The 21,918-nt window shown below is 67.8% G+C and carries 21 protein-coding genes and 1 tRNA gene; 8 read left to right on the top strand and 14 right to left on the bottom strand.

Annotated elements, in window-relative coordinates; all coding sequences use genetic code 11:
- Positions 1-70: 70 nt before the first annotated feature.
- Complete coding sequence (locus F3S47_RS02400; protein ID WP_150443609.1) at positions 71-724, top strand: GntR family transcriptional regulator; 654 nt, start codon at positions 71-73, stop codon at positions 722-724.
- Here F3S47_RS02400 and F3S47_RS02395 read toward each other — a convergent pair.
- Both F3S47_RS02395 and carA read right to left on the bottom strand, forming a co-directional pair.
- Positions 678-2,360: a glycosyltransferase family 2 protein gene (locus F3S47_RS02395; RefSeq protein WP_150443608.1), complete on the bottom strand. Its 1,683-nt coding sequence runs from the start codon at positions 2,358-2,360 to the stop codon at positions 678-680. The genes F3S47_RS02400 and F3S47_RS02395 overlap by 47 nt on opposite strands.
- A 59-nt stretch (positions 2,361-2,419) precedes the next feature.
- Complete coding sequence (carA, locus tag F3S47_RS02390; protein WP_150443607.1) at positions 2,420-3,577, bottom strand: glutamine-hydrolyzing carbamoyl-phosphate synthase small subunit; 1,158 nt, start codon at positions 3,575-3,577, stop codon at positions 2,420-2,422.
- A gap of 191 nt (positions 3,578-3,768) precedes the next feature.
- Between carA and F3S47_RS02385 the strand changes: the two genes are divergently transcribed.
- Complete coding sequence (locus tag F3S47_RS02385) at positions 3,769-4,236, top strand: GatB/YqeY domain-containing protein (protein WP_150443606.1); 468 nt, start codon at positions 3,769-3,771, stop codon at positions 4,234-4,236.
- A 75-nt stretch (positions 4,237-4,311) separates the two neighbouring features.
- Here the strand turns inward: F3S47_RS02385 and F3S47_RS02380 are convergent, their stop codons facing one another.
- From F3S47_RS02380 to ctaD, 4 genes are all read right to left on the bottom strand, one after another.
- Positions 4,312-5,199: a glycosyltransferase family A protein gene (locus F3S47_RS02380; protein ID WP_150443605.1), complete on the bottom strand. Its 888-nt coding sequence runs from the start codon at positions 5,197-5,199 to the stop codon at positions 4,312-4,314.
- Positions 5,196-5,705 (bottom strand): DUF2244 domain-containing protein, encoded by a 510-nt coding sequence (locus F3S47_RS02375; RefSeq protein ID WP_150443604.1) that lies wholly within the window; start codon positions 5,703-5,705, stop codon positions 5,196-5,198. Before F3S47_RS02375 ends, F3S47_RS02380 begins: the two co-directional genes overlap by 4 nt.
- Positions 5,706-5,721: 16 nt before the next feature.
- Positions 5,722-6,540 (bottom strand): SHOCT domain-containing protein, encoded by an 819-nt coding sequence (locus tag F3S47_RS02370; RefSeq protein ID WP_150443603.1) that lies wholly within the window; start codon positions 6,538-6,540, stop codon positions 5,722-5,724.
- A gap of 123 nt (positions 6,541-6,663) precedes the next feature.
- The gene (gene ctaD, locus F3S47_RS02365; RefSeq protein ID WP_150443602.1) at positions 6,664-8,337 is read right to left on the bottom strand and encodes a cytochrome c oxidase subunit I; all 1,674 of its coding nucleotides are present in this window, start codon (positions 8,335-8,337) and stop codon (positions 6,664-6,666) included.
- Positions 8,338-8,618: 281 nt separating this feature from the next.
- Between ctaD and F3S47_RS02360 the strand changes: the two genes are divergently transcribed.
- Positions 8,619-9,389, top strand: a complete 771-nt coding sequence (locus F3S47_RS02360) for a DUF4403 family protein (RefSeq protein ID WP_191090054.1) — start codon at positions 8,619-8,621, stop codon at positions 9,387-9,389.
- Between the two features lie 3 nt (positions 9,390-9,392).
- On the opposite strand, the gene lipB is transcribed toward F3S47_RS02360, so the two are convergent.
- Together lipB and F3S47_RS02350 are read right to left on the bottom strand one after the other, a co-directional pair.
- Positions 9,393-10,067 (bottom strand): lipoyl(octanoyl) transferase LipB, encoded by a 675-nt coding sequence (gene lipB, locus F3S47_RS02355; RefSeq protein WP_150443600.1) that lies wholly within the window; start codon positions 10,065-10,067, stop codon positions 9,393-9,395.
- A complete protein-coding gene (locus tag F3S47_RS02350; protein ID WP_191090053.1) occupies positions 10,067-10,783 on the bottom strand; it encodes a LytTR family DNA-binding domain-containing protein in 717 nt (238 codons plus the stop codon). Before F3S47_RS02350 ends, lipB begins: the two co-directional genes overlap by 1 nt.
- A 151-nt stretch (positions 10,784-10,934) precedes the next feature.
- Between F3S47_RS02350 and F3S47_RS02345 the strand changes: the two genes are divergently transcribed.
- From F3S47_RS02345 to F3S47_RS02335, 3 genes are all read left to right on the top strand, one after another.
- The gene (locus F3S47_RS02345) at positions 10,935-11,429 is read left to right on the top strand and encodes a DUF2306 domain-containing protein (RefSeq protein ID WP_150443598.1); all 495 of its coding nucleotides are present in this window, start codon (positions 10,935-10,937) and stop codon (positions 11,427-11,429) included.
- Between the two features lie 67 nt (positions 11,430-11,496).
- A tRNA-Leu gene (locus F3S47_RS02340) sits at positions 11,497-11,583 on the top strand.
- Positions 11,584-11,810: 227 nt separating this feature from the next.
- The gene (locus F3S47_RS02335; RefSeq protein ID WP_150443597.1) at positions 11,811-12,746 is read left to right on the top strand and encodes a pirin family protein; all 936 of its coding nucleotides are present in this window, start codon (positions 11,811-11,813) and stop codon (positions 12,744-12,746) included.
- Positions 12,747-12,767: 21 nt separating this feature from the next.
- Here F3S47_RS02335 and F3S47_RS02330 read toward each other — a convergent pair whose 3' ends face one another.
- The 3 genes from F3S47_RS02330 to F3S47_RS02320 all read right to left on the bottom strand — a co-directional run bounded on the left by F3S47_RS02330 (position 12,768) and on the right by F3S47_RS02320 (position 16,491).
- Positions 12,768-13,163: a MerR family DNA-binding protein gene (locus F3S47_RS02330; protein ID WP_150443596.1), complete on the bottom strand. Its 396-nt coding sequence runs from the start codon at positions 13,161-13,163 to the stop codon at positions 12,768-12,770.
- Positions 13,164-13,272: 109 nt separating this feature from the next.
- Entirely contained in the window at positions 13,273-15,729 is a 2,457-nt protein-coding gene (locus F3S47_RS02325; RefSeq protein ID WP_150443595.1) for a heavy metal translocating P-type ATPase, read from the bottom strand.
- 153 nt (positions 15,730-15,882) lie between these two features.
- The gene (locus tag F3S47_RS02320) at positions 15,883-16,491 is read right to left on the bottom strand and encodes a LysE family translocator (RefSeq protein WP_150443594.1); all 609 of its coding nucleotides are present in this window, start codon (positions 16,489-16,491) and stop codon (positions 15,883-15,885) included.
- 196 nt (positions 16,492-16,687) lie between these two features.
- Here F3S47_RS02320 and F3S47_RS02315 point away from each other — a divergent pair, with 196 nt between their 5' ends.
- Positions 16,688-17,752 carry a GlxA family transcriptional regulator gene (locus F3S47_RS02315; protein WP_150443593.1) on the top strand — a complete coding sequence of 355 codons (1,065 nt, stop codon included), beginning with the start codon at positions 16,688-16,690 and terminating at the stop codon, positions 17,750-17,752.
- 31 nt (positions 17,753-17,783) lie between these two features.
- Here the strand turns inward: F3S47_RS02315 and F3S47_RS02310 are convergent, their stop codons facing one another.
- Positions 17,784-18,227 (bottom strand): cupin domain-containing protein, encoded by a 444-nt coding sequence (locus F3S47_RS02310; RefSeq protein WP_150443592.1) that lies wholly within the window; start codon positions 18,225-18,227, stop codon positions 17,784-17,786.
- Between the two features lie 111 nt (positions 18,228-18,338).
- On the opposite strand from F3S47_RS02310, the gene F3S47_RS02305 reads away from it, so the two are divergent.
- The gene (locus F3S47_RS02305; RefSeq protein WP_150443591.1) at positions 18,339-19,271 is read left to right on the top strand and encodes a LysR family transcriptional regulator; all 933 of its coding nucleotides are present in this window, start codon (positions 18,339-18,341) and stop codon (positions 19,269-19,271) included.
- Between the two features lie 99 nt (positions 19,272-19,370).
- Here F3S47_RS02305 and F3S47_RS02300 read toward each other — a convergent pair whose 3' ends face one another.
- Together F3S47_RS02300 and rhaI are read right to left on the bottom strand one after the other, a co-directional pair.
- Complete coding sequence (locus F3S47_RS02300; RefSeq protein ID WP_150443590.1) at positions 19,371-20,402, bottom strand: aldo/keto reductase; 1,032 nt, start codon at positions 20,400-20,402, stop codon at positions 19,371-19,373.
- A gap of 192 nt (positions 20,403-20,594) precedes the next feature.
- The gene (gene rhaI, locus F3S47_RS02295; protein WP_150443589.1) at positions 20,595-21,872 is read right to left on the bottom strand and encodes an L-rhamnose catabolism isomerase; all 1,278 of its coding nucleotides are present in this window, start codon (positions 21,870-21,872) and stop codon (positions 20,595-20,597) included.
- Positions 21,873-21,918 lie beyond the last annotated feature (46 nt).

The raw sequence follows: 21,918 nt of genomic DNA, 5'->3' as shown, positions 1-21,918 counted from the left end.
GCCGCAACCGGCTTGCCGCAGAGGCCGCCGAGCGGATAGGATCGCGGGACCTGAACGGCAGGAGCCTCGCATGCCGGAGACGCGGCCCGCGCAGAAGGACGCCTACGGGCTGATCCTCGATGCGATCGACACCGGGCTCTACAAGCCCGGCGACCGGCTCGTCGAAAGCGAGTTGGCCGATCGCTTCGGCGTGTCGCGCACCCCGATCCGGGAGGCGCTCCAGCGGCTCGAGACGCAGTCCCTGCTGACGCGGGACGGGCGGTCACTGATCGTCGCCTCGCTCGATCATTCACAGCTCTCGGAGCTCTACGTCGTCCGCGGCGAGCTCGAAGGTCTCGCCGCGCGCCTGGCAGCGCGACACGCCGCTCCGGAGGAGGTGCGCGTGCTGCGGGACATGCTCGAGGCGGATCAGGCGCTGGTGTCCGATCCCGACGCGATGGCGCGGGCCAACCGACGGTTTCACAAGCAGATCCATTTGGCGTCGCACAACCGGTTCCTTGTGCAGCAGCTCGACCTGGTTCACCGATCCATGGCGCTGCTCGCCTCGACCTCCATCGCGGCGGACGGGCGGCCCGAGGACACGCTGCGCGAGCATGCGCAGATCGTCAGCGCCATCGAGGCCGGCGACGGCGAGGCGGCCGACCAGGCCCTGCGGGAGCACATTTCGAAGGCCTTCGTCACGCGCCTGAAGCTGGACGCGGCGGCGGTCGAGGCGGCGGAGTAAGCTCCTGCGCGAGCGAGGCTCCATGAGCCGTCTTGTCCCAGTAGAACGGCCGCAGGAAGAGCTGCCAGAGCGCCCGGTAGAGCGCGAGTGTCGCCAGCGGGAAATAGAACACGAGTGTCGGCGCCCAGAGTGCCAACCCCGGTTTCCCCGCGCGGCGGGCGGCGACCAGCGCCAACACCAGGTTCACCGCTTCGGCGGCGAGGAAGAGGATCAGGAGCGCCCACCAGGCGGCGCCCGGCAAAGCCTCGCCCAGGGTCGCGGGCAGGAGCCAGAAGCTCAGCCAGAGTAGCGGGGCGAGGGCGAACTGCAGCACGGTCCCGAGGTAGACGAGTTGCACGCCGGCGGTGCGCCAGGTACCGAGGTCGCGCAGGAGGTGCGCGGGGTCGCGCATGTGGACCGCGTAGGTCATCGCGTAACCCTTCAGCCAGCGCGACCTCTGGCGGACCCAGGGGGCGACACTGCTCGTCGCCTCTTCCTCGGTCACGGTCCCGATCAGCTCCGTGCGGTATCCGTGGCGCGCAAGTCGCAGGCCTAGATCGGCATCCTCGGTGACGTTGTGGGCGTCCCATGCCCCGAGATGCTCCAGCGCAGTGCGGCGCAGGAAGAGCGTCGTCCCGCCCAGCGGCACGACGAGACCCATCCGGGCGAGGCCGGGCAGGACCACACGGAACCACACGGCGTATTCGAGCGTGAAGCAGCGCGTCAGCCAGCCAGCGGCGACGTTGTAGTAGTCGAGCGTCCCCTGCAGGCAGGCGACCTGCGGGCCACGCCGGGCGAAGCGCTCGGCAATCACCAGAAGCTGGTCGGGGGCCGGCGCGTCCTCGGCGTCGTAGACGCCGACGATCTCCCCATGCGTGAAATCCAGGGCGTAGTTCAGCGCACGCGGCTTGGTGCGGAGCGTGCCGGCCGGGACCGAGAGCGTGCGGACCCAGGCGGGCAGGGACAAGGTGTCCAGCGCCGCTGCCGTCGTCCGGTCGTCGGCCTCGAGGATCAGGCAGACCTCGAGCCGCGCGCGGGGGTAGTCGAGGGCCTCGAGCCGCTTCAGCAGATGCCCCGCGATGTCCCGCTCGCGAAACAGCGGAACGAGCAGGGAGATTGTCGGTCGGTCGGCGCTCCGGTCGTGGGTTTTGAGGCGTCGGGCGGGACTGGCAAGGGCGGCGGCCAGCTTCAGTGCCGTCGAGAGCACGAGGAGCGTCGTGGCCAATCCGATGAGGGCGAGCAGCACGGCGACCGGCGCCGCAGCAGAGGCGGCAGCCACGAGCCCGGCCGCGACAAGCGCAAGGGCGCCGTTGCGCCGCCTGGCCCAGAGGCGGCTGCTCTCGCGCCGGGGAACGCGTGCCTCAGCCCGGCGCAGGAGCGCCGCCTCGCTCACCGCGCGCACACCCCGTTCAAGCTGCCGTTCGTCCGCCGTGGCGAAACGGACCGCGCCGAAGAGGCGCGTAAGACGGTCGCGATGGTGCCTCCCGACGGGCAGGCGCGTCGTCAGGACGAGCGTGCAGCCCCCGACGTTGCGAAAGGGAAGGATGCCATCGTGAAGACACCGTGCCGGACCGTAGGCTTCGACGAGCCGTACGTCGGGTGCTGCCTCAGGCTGGCCGGGGGGCTGCGCAAAAACCTGTGGTGCCTGTCCCGTCATGCCGTACCGTCCCTTCCAAGGGTCGGACGGAGCATTGCCCGGCCATGGCTAACGTTAGGTTAACTGGCGCGTTCGGCCATGGCGGCGGCAAAGCGCTCGAAGAGATAGGCGCTGTCCTGCGGACCCGGGCTGGCTTCGGGATGGTACTGGACCGAGAAGACCGGCCGGTCGGTCATCCGGACTCCGCAGTTGGACCCGTCGAAGAGGCTGACATGCGTCTCGCGAACGCCCGCGGGCAGGGTCTGGCTGTCGACCGTGAAACCGTGGTTCATCGAGGTGATCTCGACCTTGCCGGTCTCCACGTCCTTTACCGGATGGTTCGCGCCGTGATGCCCGTGGTTCATCTTGATGGTCCGGGCGCCGAGCGCGAGGGCGAGCATCTGGTGGCCCAGGCAGATGCCGAAGACCGGCAGTTCGCTGCGATCCAGCACCTCGGAAATCATCGGTACCGCGTACTGCCCGGTTGCTGCCGGATCGCCGGGGCCATTGGAGAGGAAGACGCCATCGGGCGCGAGCGCCAGGACCTCGTCGGCCGTCGCGGTCGCCGGGAGCACGGTCACCTCGCAGCCGACGGAGGCGAGAGAGCGCAGGATGTTGCGCTTGGCGCCATAGTCGATGGCGACGACGCGGTGGCGCGGCTGGTCCAGACGGCCGAAGCCCTCGGGCCAGGCCCAGCGGGTCTCGTCCCAGCGGTAGGACTGGGCGCAGGTGACGCCCTTGGCGAGGTCGCGCCCCTCGAGACCGCGGAAGGCGCGGGCGGCCTTCACGAGGGCGTCGATGTCGAACTTTCCCTCGGGGTCGTGCGCGAGCGCCACATGCGGCGCGCCCTGCTGGCGGATCGCACGGGTGAGCCGGCGGGTATCGACGCCGCCGATCCCGATCCGGCCGCGGCGCGCGAGCCAGGGCTGCAGCGCCTCGGCGGCCCGCCAGTTCGAGGGCTCGGTCGGATCCCACTTCACGACCATTCCCTCCGCGACCGGGTCCTGAGTCTCGTCGTCCTCGGGGTTCACGCCGACGTTTCCGACGTGCGGGAAGGTGAAGGTAACCACCTGCCCGGCGTAGGAGGGATCGGTCATGATCTCCTGGTAGCCGGTCATCGCGGTGTTGAAGCAAAGCTCCGCCGTCGTCTGGCCGGTCGCACCGAAGCCGCGGCCATAGAAGAGCGTTCCGTCGGCCAGCGCGAGGCAGGCGGTCGGGTGGCTGGGGCTCTCCGGCATGGCTCTCTCCTGCGGCGGCGGTGTGCGGGTAAACGGTGCTCAGGTACGAGTGCCGTCCGGCGGGGTCAAGGGCGCTTGACCCAGGGTCGGCAGAAGGCTCGCGCGGTTGTCAGCGGCAGGCCCTCTGAGTAGTGTCCGACTTCTGTGAAGCCGCCGGGGATGGGCGGCGACCGCAAGGGGACATCGGGACAATGGAACTGCGAGAGCGGGTCAACGAGGCCCTGAAGGCCGCGATGCGGTCGAAGGAGGCCGAACGACTTTCGACGTTGCGGCTGATCAATGCCGCCATCAAGGACCGGGATATCGCCGCGCGCACCGGCGAGGAGGGCGCCGCGGGCGGCGTTTCCGATGACGAGGTGCTGGCGATCCTGGGCAAGATGGTCAAGCAGCGGCAGGAGAGCGCGCGGGCCTACGAGGAGGGCGGACGGCTCGACCTCGCAGCGCGGGAGCAGGCGGAAATCGAGGTGATATCCGAGTTTCTGCCGCGCCAGCTCGACGCGGAGGAGACGGAGGCGGCCGTCGACCAGGCCATCGCCGAGACCGGCGCGGATTCGATCCGCGACATGGGGCGCGTCATGGCCGCTCTGAAGGCCCGCCACGCAGGGCAGATGGATTTCGGCAAGGTCGGGCCGATGGTCAAGGACCGTCTCGCCGGTTGACGGCGGACGACGCTGTTCCTCCGCCCCGCGGCGGAGGAAGGCGCCCCGCCCGCCGTCCCGCGGGCCAGGTGGCGGCTAGAGGGCGAAATCCTCGGCGATCCGCGCGAGTTCGGCGCGATCGGTCACGGCGAAGCGGCGCGTGAAGCGCGTCTTGAACCCGACCCGGCCGCGTCGTGCGCCGAAGTTCTCTCCGTGATTGAGCTCGTAGAGCACCGATGGCCGGGAGAGCGGCGACAGCGGCCGTCCTGCCAGCCGCGCTAGATATGGAAACATCCGGTGTTCGTGCGCCGTCGCCGCCGCGAGGAAGGCGGGCCCGCGCGCGTCCCGCAGATCGGTCGCGAAGGCCGCGCAGCTCCCGCAGAGCTTCCAGAAGGGCTTGCGCAGGGGGGCCGCCGGTGAGGGAGGAGCGGCTCGCCCGATGATGCCCGATGCCACGTCCCGGACGTATCCGGTGGTGACGAGGTAGCCGCCCGGCTCCATCCGTTTGCGCATCTCCTCGACCGCCCCGGGGTGGAGCAGATCGTCGGCGTCGAAGGGCATGACGTAGCCAAGCTCCGGGCCCAGATCGGGCAGGTGACGGCAGAGGCGGTCGAGCTTCGCCCATTTGTCGTTGCCCTCCATCGCATCGGTGAAGGGCAGGAAACTGATACGGTCGTCCTCCGGAAGCCCCGGGTTCTCCTGGCTGCAGACCACCGCCCTCCACTGCGGATCGGTCTGCGCGCGAAAGCTCTCCAGCGTGCGGGTGAGTCGTTCGGCGACCGCGCGCGGGTCCGTGACGTGGTGCGCCCCGACGAGGGGCAGAAGGAAGACGACGGTGGGGTCGACCGGGGGCTCTGCCGGCTTTTCGCGGAGGGCCAGCGCCGCACGCTCGGAGGGGAGGAGGTCGCCCTGCGACATGCCGAGCCGCGCCCGGAGGAGCCTGGAGGCGCGCCGCGATTTGGGAGTGGCGGGCGCCTGGCTCATGGCGCACGCAGCCGAGCGATGCGGCCGGTCAGATCGTCGTGGAGCGCCTTCCGCTCCTCCGGCGCGAGAAAGGCGCCGAGTTCGACCTCCCGGCCGTTACCCTTGAGCGTGAGATAGTCCTCGACCGGTCCGCCATCGGCGTGCAGCCGGACGTCGACCCAGTAGGGGTTGGCCTCCCACTCCTGCCGGGGGCCGCGCGGATTGTGGCGGGTGAGGGCAACTCGGTCCGGCCAGAGGCGCAGGACTTCGAGGACGGTGCCGTCCCGGTAGCTGCGTTCGATCGCCCACCAGACCCCGCCGATCGCGATGATGAGGAAAGGCAGAAGCCCCCAGAGCACGGGGGAGCCGACGACCGCGAGAAGGGGAATCGAGACCAGGGCGCAGGTGATGCCGATGAACACGACCATTCCGCGCCGGGGGAGCGAGCGGAACGGCCAGAGGTGGCATTCCTCGAGCGGCGCATTTCCGGGTCCTCCCGGGCGAGGCTCTGTCCATTCGTAGGGCATGGGGCAGGGCGGTGGATCAGAGGCGGGCGAGAAGCTCGGCCTTCTTGGCCGCGAACTCCTCGTCGCTCAGAATGCCCCGGTCGCGCAACTCGGCGAGACGCTCGAGCCGTGAAAAGATCGCGTCATCGGAGAGGGTCTCGGCGGCGACCGGGCTGCTGGCCTCCGGGTCGGGCCGGGCGGTTGGGGCGGCGGTGCCGGCCGGAGCCCTGTCCACCGGGGCGGCCGGCTCCTTCGGAGATACTTCGGGCAGGTCGCTGAGGCCCACCAGTCCGTGCTGGCTGGTGAAGGTCAGTCCGTGCCCCACGCCCTGCGATTGCGAGACGCCCGAAATCCGATGGTCGCCGGTATCGTAGATCGTCACTCTGCCGTTTCTCTCGATCGCCAGCCGTCTCACCTGCGGGAAGACGGCGTAGGCCGTATCGTTCTGGGCGCCCTCGCTGGAGGGCGGGCCGAATTCGTCCGGCCAGCGGGCGGTTCGCCCTTCGGGCTCGAAATAGGCTGTGCGCGGCATGGACGGCGCGGCGCCGTTCTGGCTCTGCGATTGTGTGTTCCCGGCCGGCTGGAAGCTGGTGTCGTCGCGCAGCGCATGGGCGAGGTCGGCGCAGAGGGCGGAGACGCGGGCCTGGAGGCCGGTGTTGAACATGTCGCCGACCATGGTCATGCCACCCTGGCTCCACTGCCCCATGCCGCCGAGCTCGGGAATGTCGAACTGGGCCTGTGTTCCACCGCCGCGCGCGACGGCGGCGAACATCCGGGCGACCGTATCCTCCGTCACGCCGTGGCGTGCCGCGGTCTCGGAGACGATGCGACGTCCGCTCTCGGTCAGCTGCGACATTGGAGGATGCTCCTTCGATCCATCGAACCGGCAGAGGCAGAGTTTGTATCGCTCCGCCGAAATGTCAAAGGCCCCGGAGGTCAGTCCGGGGCCTTCGTCATGGGCTTGCTGGGAGGTCAGCGCCTAGTGCGCGTGGGTCCGGTCCCAGTCGCTCTTCTTCGGGAGCGTCTCGAAGGTGTGCTCCGGCGGAGGCGAGGGCAGCGTCCACTCCAGCGTGTCGGCCCACTCGTTCCAGGGGTTGGGCTGCGTCGCGTTCTTGGGGGCGAGCAGCGTCTTGAAGAGCATCACGATGAAGAACACGAAGCTCGCGAAGGCGATGAAGGCGCCGATCGAGCTGACCATGTTCCAGGTCGCGAAGGCCTCGGGGTAGTCGATGTAGCGGCGGGGCATGCCCTGACGGCCCAGGAAGTGCTGGGGGAAGAACGTCAGGTTGGCGCCGATGAACATCGCCCAGAAGTGCGTCTTGCCGACCCACTCCGGCATCATGCGGCCGGCCATCTTGGGCAGGTAGAAGTAGATGCCCGCGAAGATGCCGAAGACCGCGCCGAGGCTCATCACGTAGTGGAAGTGCGCCACGACGTAGTAGGTGTCGTGGTAGGCGCGGTCGATGCCGGCCTGCGACAGGACGATGCCCGTCACGCCGCCCACGGTGAAGAGGAAGAGGAAGCCGAAGGCCCAGAGCATGGGCGTCTTGAACTCGACCGAGCCCCCCCACATCGTCGCGATCCAGCTGAAGATCTTCACGCCCGTCGGCACCGCGATGACCATGGTCGCCAGCATGAAGTAGCTCTGCTGGGTCAGGGACATGCCCACGGTGTACATGTGGTGCGCCCAGACGACGAAGCCGAGCACGCCGATCGCCACCATCGCGTAGACCATCGGCAGGTAGCCGAAGATCGGTTTCTTCGAGAAGGTCGCGATCACGTGGCTGATGATGCCGAAGGCGGGGATGATGATGATGTAGACCTCGGGGTGCCCGAAGAACCACAGGATGTGCTGGTAGAGCACCGGGTCACCGCCGCCGGCGGGCTGGAAGAAGGTGGTCCCGAAGTTCCGGTCGGTCAGCAGCATGGTGATCGCGCCAGCCAGCACGGGCAGGGCCAGGAGGATCAGCCAGGCGGTGACGAAGATCGACCAGGAGAAGAGCGGCACCTTGTGGAGGGTCATGCCCGGAGCGCGCATGTTCAGGAAGGTCGTGATCATGTTGATCGCGCCGAGGATCGACGAGGCGCCAGAGACGTGGACGGCGAAGATCGCGAGGTCCATCGACATGCCGGCCTCGGAGGTCGAGAGCGGCGGGTAGAGCACCCAGCCCACGCCCGAACCCAGCTGGCCGTTGCCGCCGGGAGAGAGCATCGAGGCGACGCCGAGCGAGACACCGGTCGCGTAGAGCCAGAACGACAGGTTGTTCAGCCGCGGAAAGGCCATGTCCGGCGCGCCGATCTGCAGCGGCATGAAGTAGTTGCCGAAGCCGCCGAAGAGCGCCGGGATCACCACGAAGAACATCATCAGGACGCCGTGGTAAGTGATCAGAACGTTCCAGAGGTGACCGTTCGGCGTGCACTCGCTGGGCGCGGCCGGCAGGAACCGGGCGCCCTCCTGGCACATGAACTGAACGCCGGGCTGCATCAGCTCCATGCGCATGTAGACGGTGAAGGCCACGGCGATGAAGCCGACGACGCCCGAGAGGAACAGGTAGAGGATCCCGATATCCTTGTGGTTCGTCGACATGAACCAGCGGGTGAAGAACCCGCGCTGGTCTTCGTGCTCGTGGCCGTGAATGGCGGCGTCTGCCATGTTTGGCTCTCCCAAGATGCGTCTCGCGCGCGTCCTTGAGTCGGACGCGTGTCATCGGGGAGGGTTCTAGAGCCCTCGCGCCGGGGGAGCAATATTTCGAGGCCCGAATGTATTGCGCCGAATTAGCGCAGGCGCCGGCCGCGGCGCGCCGTCGTCTCCCTCGCCGCGGCCGGTCCCGTCCTCCCGGCTCCCGGGACGGGTCTTCGCCGACTGGACCTCCCCGCGCCTTGCGCCAGATCAACAGCCGGAAGCCGTCTCGCGGGCATCGGGAGCAAAGTGACATGCGTCGTGCCGCCTTTATCGGGGCCCTACTGGCAGTTGCGCAGGGCGCCTGGGCCGAGACGCTGGCTGAGCGCCTGCAGTCGCCCGGCAGCCACGCGGCCGTGACGCTGGAGCTGCCCTACGAGGCCGTGACCCGGCTCCTGAGCGATGATCTGGACAGGGACTGGCAGGGCCGCCGAAAGGATGTCTCCGACCGTCTCTCGGACGATGAACTCGAATGGTCCGCCAAGGTCCGCGAGGTGAGCGCCGGCCCGGCGCAGCAGGGCGGCCTGCGTCTCCGGGCGGTGGCGGAAGGAGAGATCGACGTGAAGGGCCGTCTTGCCGGCATCTTCTTCGATGAGACGGTCGACCTTCGCGTTCGCGTCGATCTCAGTGCCCTTCCGAGGCTGCGGGGGGACTACTCGCTGGAGCTCGAACCGACCGGCCGGGCGCGCCTCGAACGGGCCGAGCTCGACCTCTGGGGGCTGGAGATCGACCTGCGACGCCGACTGCAGCCGAGGCTCGACCGCGCGGTGGACCGGGCGCTTCGGGAACGGGCGGAAGAACTCGCCTCCGAACCGGTGCTGAAGGAATCCCTCGCGGATGTCTGGCAAGACGCCTGCGCTGACGCGGGCGCAATGGGCGCCTTCCGGCCCGTGGCCATCGCCGCCACGCAGCCGCGTTTCGAGGAGGAGGCCGTCCGGCTGACGCTCGTCGTGACTGCCCAGTTGCGGCTGGAGCCGATGGCCTGTCCGCCGCTGCCGGAGAGGCTGGACCTTCTGGAGGACTGAGCCCTAGCGCCGCTCCGCCGCCAGTTCCGGGACGCCCATGACCTCCGGAAAGGTCTTCTTCAGGGCGACGTCCAGATCCTCGATCGTCACCGGCAGGCCGAGGTCCACGAGGCTTGTGACGCCATGCTCCGCGATGCCGCAGGGCACGATGCCGGAGAAATGCTCCAGCTCCGGTTCGACGTTGATCGAGATCCCGTGGAAGGAGACCCACTTGCGCAGGCGGATGCCCAGGGCGGCGATCTTGTCCTCGGGGGGCAGCCCCGCCGCGGTGAGAGGCTTGTCCTTCCGCGTCACCCAGACGCCCACGCGGCCCTCGCGCCGCTCGCCGATCACGGTGAATTCCGCCAACGTGGCGATGATCCAGTCCTCGAGGTCATGGACGAACCGCCTCACGTCCCGCCCACGGGCGGCGACGTCGAGCATGACGTAGGCCACCCGCTGCCCGGGACCGTGGTAGGTATACTGACCACCCCGTTTCGTCGGGATCACGGGAAAGCGGTCCGGGTCGGTCAGGTCCTTCGGGTCGGCCGAGGTTCCGGCGGTATAGAGCGGCGGGTGTTCCAGCAGCCAGATCGCCTCGCCCTCGGTGCCGCGGCGGATGGCCTCGGCCCGCGCCTCCATGATGGAAACGGCCTCCTCGTAATCCACGAGACCCGGCGAGGTGATCCACTCGACCATCACAACAGTCCCTTTTCTCGCAGGCCGGCCATGTTCGCGCGGCTGACCGGCACGGTCTCTCCCGTGGGGAGCGTTATCTCCGCTCCGTCGCCGCGCCGGGTCACCCCGGCTACGGCGCCCAGTGCCACCCAGTGCGACCGGTGAATCCGAAGGCCTTCGACCGGTGAGGTCTCCGCAATGGCGTCGGCCAGTCGCATGAGGATGAGCGCGTCCCCTTTCGTTGTCCGCACCCTGACATAGTGATCTTCTGCGGAAAGCGCGAGGATGCTCCCCCGCTTCGCGACCGGGAGCCGGCCCAGGAGCGCAGGAGCCCCGCTGTCGCTCTCCTTCCGGCGCCCCCGGCGCACGGCCCCGACGGCTGAGATCGTCATCGAGATCAGAATGACGGCGGCGATGAAGCCCGCCCACTCCCGGCCCCGGGCAGGCGGGTTTCCGAGGGCAGCCAGCGTGATCAGCGTGACGGCGGCGCTTGCGAGCAGGCCTGTGACGACGCCGTCCAGGGCAATCCTGGCCCAGGAGGGCCAGCCGCGCAGACGGAGCGGTCGGCTGATGACCAGGTCGGCGAGGACACCCAGCCCGTAGGTCACGACCGCGACCGCGAGCCAATAGGCCACACGCGGCAGGGGCCGCAGAACGTCGTCCGTACCGAAGGGCCCGGCGATCCCGAGAATCACGCCGACCCCGCCAAGGGCCGCCGCGACCTGCGGGTCGCTCATGTGACGCCGCATTTCACGAAGCGCGGATGACGGGGCAGGGCGGTTCACGAAGCGGCGGCCTCAACTTGCGCAGGAGGCGTCGACGCCCCCGCGAGGGATCGGCGAGGAGACTGCCAGCACCGCTCCAATCCAGCAAGACAAGGGAGGCCCAATGACCTTCGATCCCATCCTTTCGACGAGCCCCGTCATCCAACTCCATCTCCTCGCCGCGCTCGTCGCGGTGATACTGGCGCCGCTGCAGATCTGGCGCGACCGGCGTGACCACATCCACCGGGCCGGAGGATATGTCTGGGTGACCGCCATGGCCGCGCTGGCACTGACCGCTCTCTTCATCCCGAGCTTCGGCCTGGCCGTGGTCGGACCCTACGGCCCGATCCATATCCTCGTTCCGATCACGCTTGTCGGGCTCTGGCGCGCGGTCTGCGATGCCCGGGCGGGCCGCATCGAGGCGCACCGGCGCGGGATGCGGTCCCTGGCCTTCGGCGCGTTGGGCGTTGCGGGGCTGTTCACCTTCATGCCCGACCGGATCATGGGACAGGTTCTCTTCGGAGGCCGCCCGAGTCTGGCCTGGTCGGCGATCGTCCTGGGCCTGATCCTGCTGGCCGTCGTGGCGCTCCGAGACCGTGCTCGACGGGCCGTTGCGTGAAGGGCGAATTTTGCCCTTCACATTCCCCGGGCGCTTCGTTAGAGACCCGCCACCAAGCCAAGGCAGTGCGGTCGTGGCGGAATTGGTAGACGCGCAGCGTTGAGGTCGCTGTGGGGTAACACCCGTGGAAGTTCGAGTCTTCTCGACCGCACCATTCTCCTGACAGATGAAGCAGCTGCTCAGGCCGCCCCGGCGCCCCTGGTCGTCAGGTCGCGCCCAGCACGATCGTGAAACGCCGGCGAATCTGGGCGTTTCCTGTCTGCGGGCCGGGCGATTCAAATTCGTACTGTGACGGACGCGCGACGTGCTATCCTGTCGTCAACGGGGTGGCGCTCGTGTCGCGCCACCGAGGTCCATTCGCGAAGCAGTTCGGAGTCTGGTGTGAGCTGGAACCCCGCAATCGAGCCTGGTTGCCCCGACGCGGGCGACCTCGACTCCATCTCCACCCTGATCGTGCCCCGGGCACGCGACCTCGGCGGCTTCGAGGTCCGGCGGGCGCTTCCGGCGCCAGCCCGGCAGATGGTCGGGCCCTTCATCTTCTTCGATCAGATGGGTCCGGCCGAATTCATCACCGAGGGCGGAATCGATGTCCGGCCGCATCCGCACATCGGGCTGTCGACCGTGACCTATCTCTACCGCGGCGAGTTCGAGCACCGGGACAGTACCGGCGCGCACCAGACGATTTTCCCCGGAGAGGTGAACCTGATGACGGCCGGGCGGGGTGTCACGCATTCGGAACGGACCAGGGCCGAGACGCGCAAGTCGCGGCATTCGCTTTTCGGGATCCAGACCTGGATCGCCTTGCCCGAGGAAGTGGAGGACCAAGCCCCCACCTTCGAGCACTCCGGATCGGATGCGCTGCCGTTTCTGCAGGGGGAGGGCAAGGACGTCCGGCTCATCCTCGGCACCGCCTGGGGCGAGCGGGCCCCGGCAAGGGTCCATTCAGAGATGTTCTACGCCGACGCGCGGCTCGATCCCGGAGCGCGGATTCCCTTGCCGGACGACCACGAGGACCGTGCGATCTACGTCACCGAGGGCTCCGTCGTCATCTCCGGCGACACCTTCGAGGCCGGCCGGATGATGGTCTTCAGGCCCGGCGACGCGATGACGATCACGGCCGGAGAGCAGGGCGCGCGGCTGATGATGCTCGGGGGCGAGACGTTCAACGGCCCCAGATACATCTGGTGGAACTTCGTCGCCTCCTCGCGAGAGCGGATCGAGGCCGCCAAGAGCGAATGGGCTGCCGCGGACTGGGCCAACGGGCGTTTCAACCTGCCGCCCGGAGACGACAGCGAGTTCATCCGTCTGCCGGAGTAGCCGCGCCGACCGGCACCACCTTCAGTCGTGGGCCCCCTTTTCAAGGCTGTCGAGGATCGCGCAATCGGGGTCGTCGTTGCCGTGACACTGATCGATCAGCGTCTCCAGCCGCGTTTCGAGTGTGCGGAGCTGGGTGATCTTGGCCCGTACGGACTCGAGGTTCTCGATCGCGAGGTCGCGGACGCTTCGGCTCGTCCGGTCGGGATCCGCGTACAGCTCCAGCAGGCGGCGGCACTCGTCCAGCCCGAAGCCGAGATGCCTCGCCTGCGCCAGGAAACGGAGCTGGTCGAGGTGCCGCTCGCCGAAGTCGCGGTAGCCGTTCGCGGCCCGGTCGGCCTCGATCAGTCCGATCTCCTCGTAGTAGCGGATGGTTTTTACCGACAGGCCGGTATCAGCGGCCGCGTGCCCGATGTTCATGGCAAGTCTCCTCGACGAGCTTCGATGGACCGTCTCGTTGCTGGAAGGTAAGACTCCCAACGCCTCACGTGTAGTAGGTCACGCCCCGGAGTGGTCGGCCCCGCAAACGTCACAGCTTCGTCGCCCGCAGCCGCAGCGCGTTGCCGATCACCGAGACGGAGGAAAGGCTCATCGCTGCCGCCGCGAAGATCGGCGAGAGCAGCACGCCGACGAAGGGGTAGAGAATGCCCGCGGCGACCGGAACGCCCGCGGTGTTGTAGACGAAGGCGAAGAAGAGATTCTGCCGGATGTTGCGCATGGTGACTTCCGCCAGCTTCCGTGCGCGGACGATGCCGCCCAGGTCGCCCTTGACCAGGGTGATGCCGGCGCTCTCCACCGCGACGTCCGCGCCCGTGCCCATGGCGATGCCCACGTCCGCCTCGGCCAGCGCCGGCGCGTCGTTGACGCCGTCGCCCGCCATGGCGACAGACAGGCCGTCGGACTTCAGCTTGCGGACGAGGGCGCCCTTGTCCTCGGGGCTGACGCCGGCATGGACCTCGTCGATCCCGAGATCGCGGGCGACGGCCTGTGCCGTGGCTTCGGCGTCGCCGGTCGCCATGACGATGCGCAGACCGAGTTCGTGCAGCGCGCGGATCGCCTGCGGGGTCGTCTCCTTGATCCTGTCCGCGACGGCGATGAGACCGGCGGCCCGGCCGTCGACCGCCACGAACATCGCCGTCTTGCCCTCGGCCTGCAGCGCGGCGGCCCTGTCGGAGAGGGGTCCCGTTTCGACGTCAAGCTGCTCCATCAGCGCCGCGTTGCCGAGCGCCACGTTGCGGCCGTCGACAGTTCCGGTCACACCCTTGCCGGTCACGGCATCGAAGTCGGCGCTGTCCTTGCCGACTGCGCCCCGCTCCTCGGCGCCCGACACGATGGCTTCGGCCAGCGGATGCTCCGAGCCGCGCTCCAACGCCGCGACGAGCGACAGGAACTCGGCCTCTTCGAGCCCCTCGGGCTCCACGTCCGTGAGTGTCGGCTTGCCTTCGGTGAGCGTCCCGGTCTTGTCGAGGATCAGCGCATCGACCTTCGCGAAGCGCTCCAGCGCCTCGGCGTCGCGGATCAGGACGCCCGCGTTCGCACCGCGGCCGGTGGCGACCATGATCGACATCGGCGTCGCGAGACCGAGGGCACAGGGGCAGGCGATGATGAGCACCGAGACCGCGGCGACGAAGGCGTAGGACAGCGCCGGGGCGGGCCCGAAAATCCACCAGGCCACGAAGGCCAGGATAGCGACTGCCACCACAGCGGGCACGAAGTAGGCCGCGACACGGTCCGCCATGGCCTGGATCGGAGCGCGCGACCGCTGCGCGCTGGCGACCATTTGCACGATGCGGCTCAAAGTCGTGTCCGCGCCCACGCTGCGGGCCTCCATCAGGAAGCTGCCGGTCTTGTTGAGCGTGCCGCCGGTGACCTCTTCGCCCACGACCTTCTCCACCGGGACGGGCTCGCCCGTGATCATGCTCTCGTCGACCGAGGAGCGTCCCTCGGTGACCACGCCGTCCACTGGCACGCTCTCGCCGGGACGGACCCGGAGGATGTCGCCCGTCCGCAGGTCGTCGAGAGGAACGTCCTCTTCACGGTCGCCCGTAACCCTGCGCGCGGTCTTCGGCGCGAGATCCATCAGGGCCCGGATCGCGTCGCCGGTCCGTTCGCGCGCGGCCAGTTCAAGGACCTGGCCGACCAACACGAGCACCAGGATGACCGCAGTCGCCTCGAAGTAGACCGGCGCGCCGCCCATCCCGCCGCGCATCTGGGCGGGCAGGAGGCCGGGCGCGATCAGCGCGAGGATGGAAAAGACGTAGGCCGCGCCCGTCCCGAGCGCGATCAGGGTCCACATGTTGGGCGAGCGGTTCACGACAGAGGCCCAGCCCCGCTTGAAGAACGGGCGGCAGATCCAGACGACGGGCGTGGCGAGCGCGAATTGCAGCCAGCCGAAGGCCGAGTGTCCGATCCAATCCGCGAAGGGCAGGCCGATGTGGCTGCCCATCTCGAGCAGGAAGACCGCGAGGGCGAGCGGAGCCGTGATCCAGAGACGGCGCTTGAAGTCGACGTATTCGGGGTTCGGCCCGCTGTCGGCCGTCGGGGTCATTGGCTCGAGCGCCATGCCGCACTTCGGACAGTCGCCGGGGTGGTCCTGCACGATCTCGGGATGCATCGGACAGGTGTACTCCGTGCCTTCCGGCATGGGTTCGGGGGCAGGGCGGTCGCCCAGATATCGCTCCGGGTCATCTTCGAACTTCGTCTGGCAACCGGCCGAGCAGAAGTAGAAGCGCTCGCCCTCGTGCTTGGCCATATGCGCGGCATTGGCGCGCTCCACGGTCATGCCGCAGACCGGGTCCTTGGCGGTACGGTAGGCCTCCGGGTCCGCGACGAACTTCTCGCGGCATCGCTCCGAGCAGAAGTGGTAGGTATGGCCCTCGACCTCGGCCTTGGGCTTGCCCGCGTCCGGGTCGACTGTCATCCCGCAGACCGCGTCCCGGATGATGGCGTTATCCCCGGTTTCGTGGTGTGCGTGCGCGGTGTCCATGGCCTGACCTTCTCGCCGAAATGAGTGTTCAGGCTGGTAGATGGGGCTTCCAGTAGCTGGAGGGTCAAGGGGAAAGTTGGCGAATGACGTTCGAAAATTCCCGGACCCGAAGACACCGAAGCGCCGGCCAAACACCAGCGCGCATTTCGTCGTTCAGGAGACCATGATCCAGACCGCCGAGAGCGCGACCACCATGGAGGTCGATCGCTGCCAGAGCCTCGACCCGCCTTCCGAATTCAACAGCCGCTGCATCCCTTCGGCCAGCAGAATGACGCTCATGAAGATGGCGAGCAGGACCAGTGCCGTCAGCAGGATGAGTATCGCGGCGTCATTCGGCTGGATGGCGGTAAGGTCCAGCACGCGCGGGAGCAGGATGAGGTAGATGACGACGGTCTGGGGGCTGCTGAGGCAGATCAACAGCCCGGCCGCGACCGCCGCCAAAACTCCGGTGGGTGGGCTTGCCTCGTCCTCGTCGGCTTTCACAGAGAACCACATCCGCCAGGCCATCCAGCAAAGCGCGACGGCCCCGCCGTACTTGGCGACACTGAAGACCTCCGGATTCGCCTGCAGCCAGAACCCCAGTCCGGCGCAGATCGCGAGGATCACGATGACGTCGCCAGCACAGATTCCGACTGCGATGGCACAGGCGCCGGCCCTGTCGGCATTGGCCGACCGCGCGGCAAGCACGGCGACGAGCGGTCCCGGGGTCAGGGTGAGCGCCGCAAGAGTCGTGAGATAGGTAAGGACCGCAGAGGTCTCCATGACCACCACCAGGAAATGCGAGCCGATGAAAGAGGCTCGCACGACTTCCGGCAGGTGAGGGCGGCGGCCACCCAGTTTGGCGCGGATTGAGCGGTATCTGGCGTCAAGCAAATGCTTCCACGGATAGACGCGCTGACGTAGGGTAAGATTAACTGAGCGCGCGGCAGGTCGGACTTGCTCAATAAGGAATCACTTTGTGAACGACGGCCGGACGATCGAACGCACCAGAGTGGTGGTGATGTTTCTCTACCAGCATGTTGCTGCAGTGGATGTCACGGGCGCGCTGGAAGTCTTCGGCCTCGCCAATTTCCTGACGGGCCGCCGCCTCTATCACCCGATGACGACCTCGATCGACGGTGGGCCGCTGGCGGTTGCCGGAGGCTATCTGACCATCCGCCCGAGCTGCTCGGTCGACGAACTCCCCGGCCGTATGGACCTGCTCCTCGTGGCTGGGGGGCCCGGTTACATGGCGGCTGCCGCCGATCCGGAGATCGGACGGTGGCTCAGAAAGCTGGAGCCGCGTTGCCGGACGATGGGCTCGGTTTGCACCGGGTCGACCGTGCTCCGGTCCTCCGGGGTGACGAAGGATCACCGGATCGCGACGCATTGGCTCGAAGCCATGCGACTGAAGAAAGAGGGGGCCGGCGGCCTCGTCGACCCCGATGCGATCTACGTTAGGTCGGGCAAGTTCTGGACCTCCGCCGGCATGCTCGCCGGCGTCGACCTTGCGCTAGGTCTCGTGGAGGCCGACCATGGCCGGCAGCTCGCGCTCGACATCGCCCGGTTCATGGTTCTCGCCCTGCGGCGCAACAGCGGGCAGTCCCAGTTCAGCGCACAGCTCATGGCGGACGCGACGGAGGATCCCCGTATCCGCCGGGTGCAGCTTCACATCTGGCAGAACCCCGAGGCCGAGCTTACTCACAAGAGCCTCGCTGCGACGGCCAACATGAGCGAGCGGTCCCTCGTCCGACGATTCAAGGAGACGACCGGCAGCACCCTCTCCGAGTACATAGAAGACGTTCGACTTGGCCGGGCCCGCCTGCTGCTGGAGACGACCGACCATCCGATGCAGTCCGTCGCGCGGTCGAGCGGCTTTGGGGCCGACGCGAACATGCGACGTGTCTTCAAGCGGAGGCTGGGCGTGTCGCCTAGCCAGTATCGAACGAACTTCGGGGTCATCGTCTCGACGCGGACGGACCCGCCCGCCGACACTCTCCGGATGGATTTCGAAAGCGTCGTGGCCGGCAAGTCCGTCTGGTAGCGCGCGTCTCGGCTCCCCCGGGTCCCCCGCATCAGTCCAGCGGAGGACCGGTGAAGGTCATGTGATGCCGTTCGGCCGACTCCGCGATCGCGGGCATGTCGTCCGGAATGGCGAACTGTCCGGCCGCCATATCGGCGAAAAAGCCCTCGAACCCGCCTGGCGTCAGGATGACCAGGTGACGGCACGGCTCGTCCCCTATGGCCTTGAAGGTATGCTCCTTGCCTCGCGGGATGAACGCGCTCTGTCCCGCGAGCAGGTCGGTTTCCTCGCCCTGCATCCAGAGACGGCAGGTGCCGCTCAGGATCACGAAAATCTCGTCTTCGTTGTGGTGGACGTGGCGCGGTGGGCCGCTGCCGACGGGAGAGAGGCTGTCCACGATGGACATCGCGCCTCCGGTGTCTGCAGGCCCCAGGATGGTCTTGTAGCGGACACCAAGCCATTCGATCGTGGTGTCGTCCATGGTCAGGTCTTTCATCGTTTCAGGTCCTCGATCCGGGATGAAACGAAAGCGCTTTCGTTGACCAAAGGTTAATCCAAGCACACCATATGGAGCAAATCGCCTTTCGGCATAAAGGGTATCGACGGCATGAATTTCGCGACCTTCGACCTGAACCTGCTGAAGGTCCTCGACGCGCTCTTCCGCGAAGGCTCCACGACCCGGGCTGGCGAACGCCTGGGACTGTCGCAGTCTGCCGTCTCCTCGTCCCTGACGAGGCTGCGACACGCCCTGAACGACCCGCTCTTCGTACGGCACGGCAATCGCCTCGTCGCCACCGATTTCGCCGAGGGGCTGCGCCACACACTGCCGGAAGAACTGGAGCGGTTGCGGTCGCTGCTGTCTCCGCCTGCCGCCTTCGATCCCGCGAGCGCGGAGGGAACGTTCAAGATCGCGGCGTCCGACTTCATGGCGGAAATGCTGATGCCCCGGCTCGGCGATCTTCTGGACAAGAAGGCTCCTCGTCTTCGGGCGCAGCTGGTCGATCTCGTGCCCTACGACTACATCGAAAGCCTCGAACGCTACGACGCCGATCTCGCGCTGATCCCGGACACGGAGTTGCCGGGTTGGATCAGCCGCCAGCCGCTATTCTGGTCGCCTTTCGTCGTGGTCGCGCGGGACGGGAACCCCGGGATCTCGGGGCTTGCCCCCGGAGAGGTCATGCCCATCGACACCTTCTGCGAGCTGCGCCATGTCCTGTTCTCACCGGAAGGCAACCTGAGCGCGATGGGAGACGCGGCCCTGGCGAGGGTCGGACGGACCCGGCAGGTGGCGATGACGGTGCCGGTGTTCTCCGGGGTCTGCCGCGCAGTCGGCGGCAGCGACCTGATCGCCCTGCTGCCGGTCCAGCTCGCCCGCAAGGTGGAGGCGGATTACGGGCTGAAGGTCTTCCAACCGCCGATGCGGATCGATCCGGCCCTCATCATCGGCATCTGGCACAAGAGGATGGATCAGGCACCCATGGCCTCATGGATGCGCGCCCGGATCTTCGAGCTACTCAAGCCGCTGGATGGCGTCGCCTGATCCGACTACGGGCCAGCCGACGGTGCGACCCCTGCATCGATGTCTCGACCGGGGGCCGGGCCGCAGTCGCAGGGGACGCACGGCCAAGCCTCTGTCGCCTTACCGGCTGCCGGCGATGTTGCGATGGCGCTGCTGGTCGGCCTTGTCTCCGTAGGGATAGACGTTGTGCTGCGGCGCGCTGACGGTCGTCAGTAGGTCCAGGTCTTCTGCCGAGAGCTTCAGGTTCGCCGCCCCGAGGTTGTCCGATAGCTGCTTCTGGTTCCGTGCCCCGATCAGGACGGAAGTGACAGCGGGCTGCGCTGCCAGCCATGCAAGGGCGACCTGTGCCATCGAGGCCCCGTTCCGGTCGGCGACCTGCTGGACGGTATCGAGAATGGACCAGGTGCGTTCCTGGGCGTTGCGCGGCCCGTAGGCCTCCATGCCGCGGTCAGGCTGTTCTCCGAGGCGGCTCGCCCCGGTCGGTTCCTCGTCCCGCTTGTACTTGCCGCTGAGCCAGCCGCCGCCGAGGGGCGACCACGGCAGCAGCCCGATGTCCGCGTCGAGCGCGGCCGGAACGATCTCGAACTCGATGTCCCGGACGAGAAGGTTATACTGCGGCTGCAGGGTGACGGGCGCGGCGAAGCCTTCGGCCCGGGCGACATGCACGGCCTTCGTGAGCTGCCATCCCAGGAAGTTCGAGAACCCGTAGTAGCCGATCTTGCCGGCGCTGATCGCGTCATCCAGGAAGCGCAGGGTCTCTTCGATGGGCGTCAGCGCGTCCCAGGCATGCATCTGGTAGAGATCGATATGCTCCACCCCGAGCCGCTTCAACGAGGCGTCTAGCGCCTTGCGCAGGTTGATGCGGGACAGGCCCAACTGGTTGGGGCCATCGCCCATCGGGAAGCGGGCCTTCGTCGTTACGACCATCTTCTCGGCCTCGGCGGGGTTCTTGGCCAGCCAGCGTCCGACGATCTCCTCGGAGATGCCCGCGCTGTAGACATTCGCGGTATCGAGGAAGTTCCCGCCCGCCGCGACGTAGTCATCGATGAGCTGGTGCGAGGTCGCCTCGTCCGCCTCGTCACCAAAGGTCATGGTGCCCAGCGCGAGGTTCGAGACAACGGCGCCGCTGCCACCGAGCTTTCTGTATTCCATATCTTTTATCCTATTCCCGGTGGCGCTCAGTTGATTTCGGTCTGGCTATCATCGAAGTCGGCCGGGTCCAATAAGGAGGGGCGGAGCGACAGGCGCCACGGACGCGTCGCTCAGCCTTCCTCGACCCGCACTGCTCGTGCGAGCCCGCAGTAACCGATGCTGGAGGCCCGTCTGCCGGACGAGCCCTTGGGCTCAGACGATGCCACCGCCGCCGCCCGCGCTCTGGGGGCGCTCCGCAGCGACCCGGGCACGGTAGCCGCCCTGGCGATATGCCGCGATCGGATCAATGGCCGCGCCGCGCTCGAGACGCGCCATGGCGAGGATCGGCTCGACGTCGGTGCGGAACGCCCGCTTGAGCGTGTCGCTTGCCATGAGCGCGTCATTCTCGTCCTGGAACCCGGCGAGCGCCCGCCGGTCGACCAGCAGCGCCTGGGCGTAGGCCCGCTGGACCTCCATGGCCGACATCATCAGGCTTTCGATGGGATCGGTCACGTTGTGGCTCTGATCGAGCATGTGGGCGGGGTCGAAGCCGGGCGTGTCGGCCGCATCGACCAGCTCGTTGAAGACGAGGAAGAGGCGGTAGGGATCGATCGACCCGGTGTCGAGGTCGTCGTCGCCGTACTTGCTGTCGTTGAAGTGGAAGCCGCCGAGTTTGCCGAACTGGATCAGCCGGGCGACGATCATCTCGATGTTCACCGTGGGCGCATGGTGCCCGAGGTCCACGAGGCACTGAGCCTGGGGGCCGAGTTCCTGGGCGATCAGGTAATTGGTCCCCCAGTCCTGCACGACGGTCGAGTAGAACGCGGGCTCGAATATCTTGTGCTCGGTGAAGAGACGCCAGTCGCCGCCAGGGAGCCCCTTGTAGATCTCCTTGGTGCTTTCGAGATAGCGCTCGAACTGGCGTGTCATGTTGACCTGGCCCGGGAAGTTCGAGCCGTCGCCGAGCCAGACGGTCAGCGCCTTCGAGCCGATCTTCTGTCCGAGCTCCATGACGTAGAGATTGTGCTCCACCGCCTGCCGGCGCACCGCCGCGTCGGTGTGCGAGAGGGACCCGTACTTGTAGGAGAGCGGGTGGCTCTCGTGATCCTGGAAGGTGTTGGAGTTCATCGCGTCGAACCCGAGGCCGGTCTGCTCGGCCTTGGCCAGCAGGTCGGAGGGGTCGGCGTCGTCCCACGGGATGTGCAGCGAGACGCGGGGCGTCGCGCCGGTCAGCTGGTGGATCACGCCGCAGTCGTCGAGCTTGTCGAAGACGTGGCGCGGCTCGCCCTGGCCGGGGAAGCGCGCGAAGCGGGTCCCGCCGGTGCCGACGCCCCAGGAGGGAACGGCGACGCCGTAGCCGGCGACCTTTTCCTTCACTGCCGCGATGTCGATCCCGCGGCGGGCCAGGCGCTCGCCGAGCGAGTCGTAGTCGGCGCGCAGGTCGGCCTCGGCGGCCTCGTTCGATTGCTGAAGGACGTCGGCGTCGATCATTGTCTCTCCTCCCGGTGCGCGGCGCGCACGCACCCTACAAGTGTGC

The organism is Histidinibacterium aquaticum (genome assembly GCF_008710275.1).
In the GTDB taxonomy this organism is placed as follows: Bacteria; Pseudomonadota; Alphaproteobacteria; order Rhodobacterales; family Rhodobacteraceae; genus Oceanicola; species Oceanicola aquaticus.
This window is presented reverse-complemented; position numbering and strand designations above follow the sequence as displayed.

Coding starts and splice junctions, on each gene's coding strand:
- F3S47_RS02370 (WP_150443603.1), bottom strand. CDS start 6,540: ATGTCGCAGCTGACCGAGAGCGGACGTCGCATCGTCTCCGAGACCGCG.
- lipB (WP_150443600.1), bottom strand. CDS start 10,067: ATGGTCGAGTGGATCACCTCGCCGGGTCTCGTGGATTACGAGGAGGCC.
- F3S47_RS02305 (WP_150443591.1), top strand. CDS start 18,339: ATGAATTTCGCGACCTTCGACCTGAACCTGCTGAAGGTCCTCGACGCG.
- F3S47_RS02400 (WP_150443609.1), top strand. CDS start 71: ATGCCGGAGACGCGGCCCGCGCAGAAGGACGCCTACGGGCTGATCCTC.
- F3S47_RS02360 (WP_191090054.1), top strand. CDS start 8,619: ATGCGTCGTGCCGCCTTTATCGGGGCCCTACTGGCAGTTGCGCAGGGC.
- F3S47_RS02385 (WP_150443606.1), top strand. CDS start 3,769: ATGGAACTGCGAGAGCGGGTCAACGAGGCCCTGAAGGCCGCGATGCGG.
- carA (WP_150443607.1), bottom strand. CDS start 3,577: ATGCCGGAGAGCCCCAGCCACCCGACCGCCTGCCTCGCGCTGGCCGAC.
- F3S47_RS02350 (WP_191090053.1), bottom strand. CDS start 10,783: ATGAGCGACCCGCAGGTCGCGGCGGCCCTTGGCGGGGTCGGCGTGATT.
- F3S47_RS02300 (WP_150443590.1), bottom strand. CDS start 20,402: ATGGAATACAGAAAGCTCGGTGGCAGCGGCGCCGTTGTCTCGAACCTC.
- F3S47_RS02345 (WP_150443598.1), top strand. CDS start 10,935: ATGACCTTCGATCCCATCCTTTCGACGAGCCCCGTCATCCAACTCCAT.
- F3S47_RS02325 (WP_150443595.1), bottom strand. CDS start 15,729: ATGGACACCGCGCACGCACACCACGAAACCGGGGATAACGCCATCATC.
- F3S47_RS02375 (WP_150443604.1), bottom strand. CDS start 5,705: ATGCCCTACGAATGGACAGAGCCTCGCCCGGGAGGACCCGGAAATGCG.
- F3S47_RS02310 (WP_150443592.1), bottom strand. CDS start 18,227: ATGAAAGACCTGACCATGGACGACACCACGATCGAATGGCTTGGTGTC.
- rhaI (WP_150443589.1), bottom strand. CDS start 21,872: ATGATCGACGCCGACGTCCTTCAGCAATCGAACGAGGCCGCCGAGGCC.
- F3S47_RS02330 (WP_150443596.1), bottom strand. CDS start 13,163: ATGAACATCGGGCACGCGGCCGCTGATACCGGCCTGTCGGTAAAAACC.
- F3S47_RS02320 (WP_150443594.1), bottom strand. CDS start 16,491: ATGGAGACCTCTGCGGTCCTTACCTATCTCACGACTCTTGCGGCGCTC.
- ctaD (WP_150443602.1), bottom strand. CDS start 8,337: ATGGCAGACGCCGCCATTCACGGCCACGAGCACGAAGACCAGCGCGGG.
- F3S47_RS02380 (WP_150443605.1), bottom strand. CDS start 5,199: ATGAGCCAGGCGCCCGCCACTCCCAAATCGCGGCGCGCCTCCAGGCTC.
- F3S47_RS02395 (WP_150443608.1), bottom strand. CDS start 2,360: ATGACGGGACAGGCACCACAGGTTTTTGCGCAGCCCCCCGGCCAGCCT.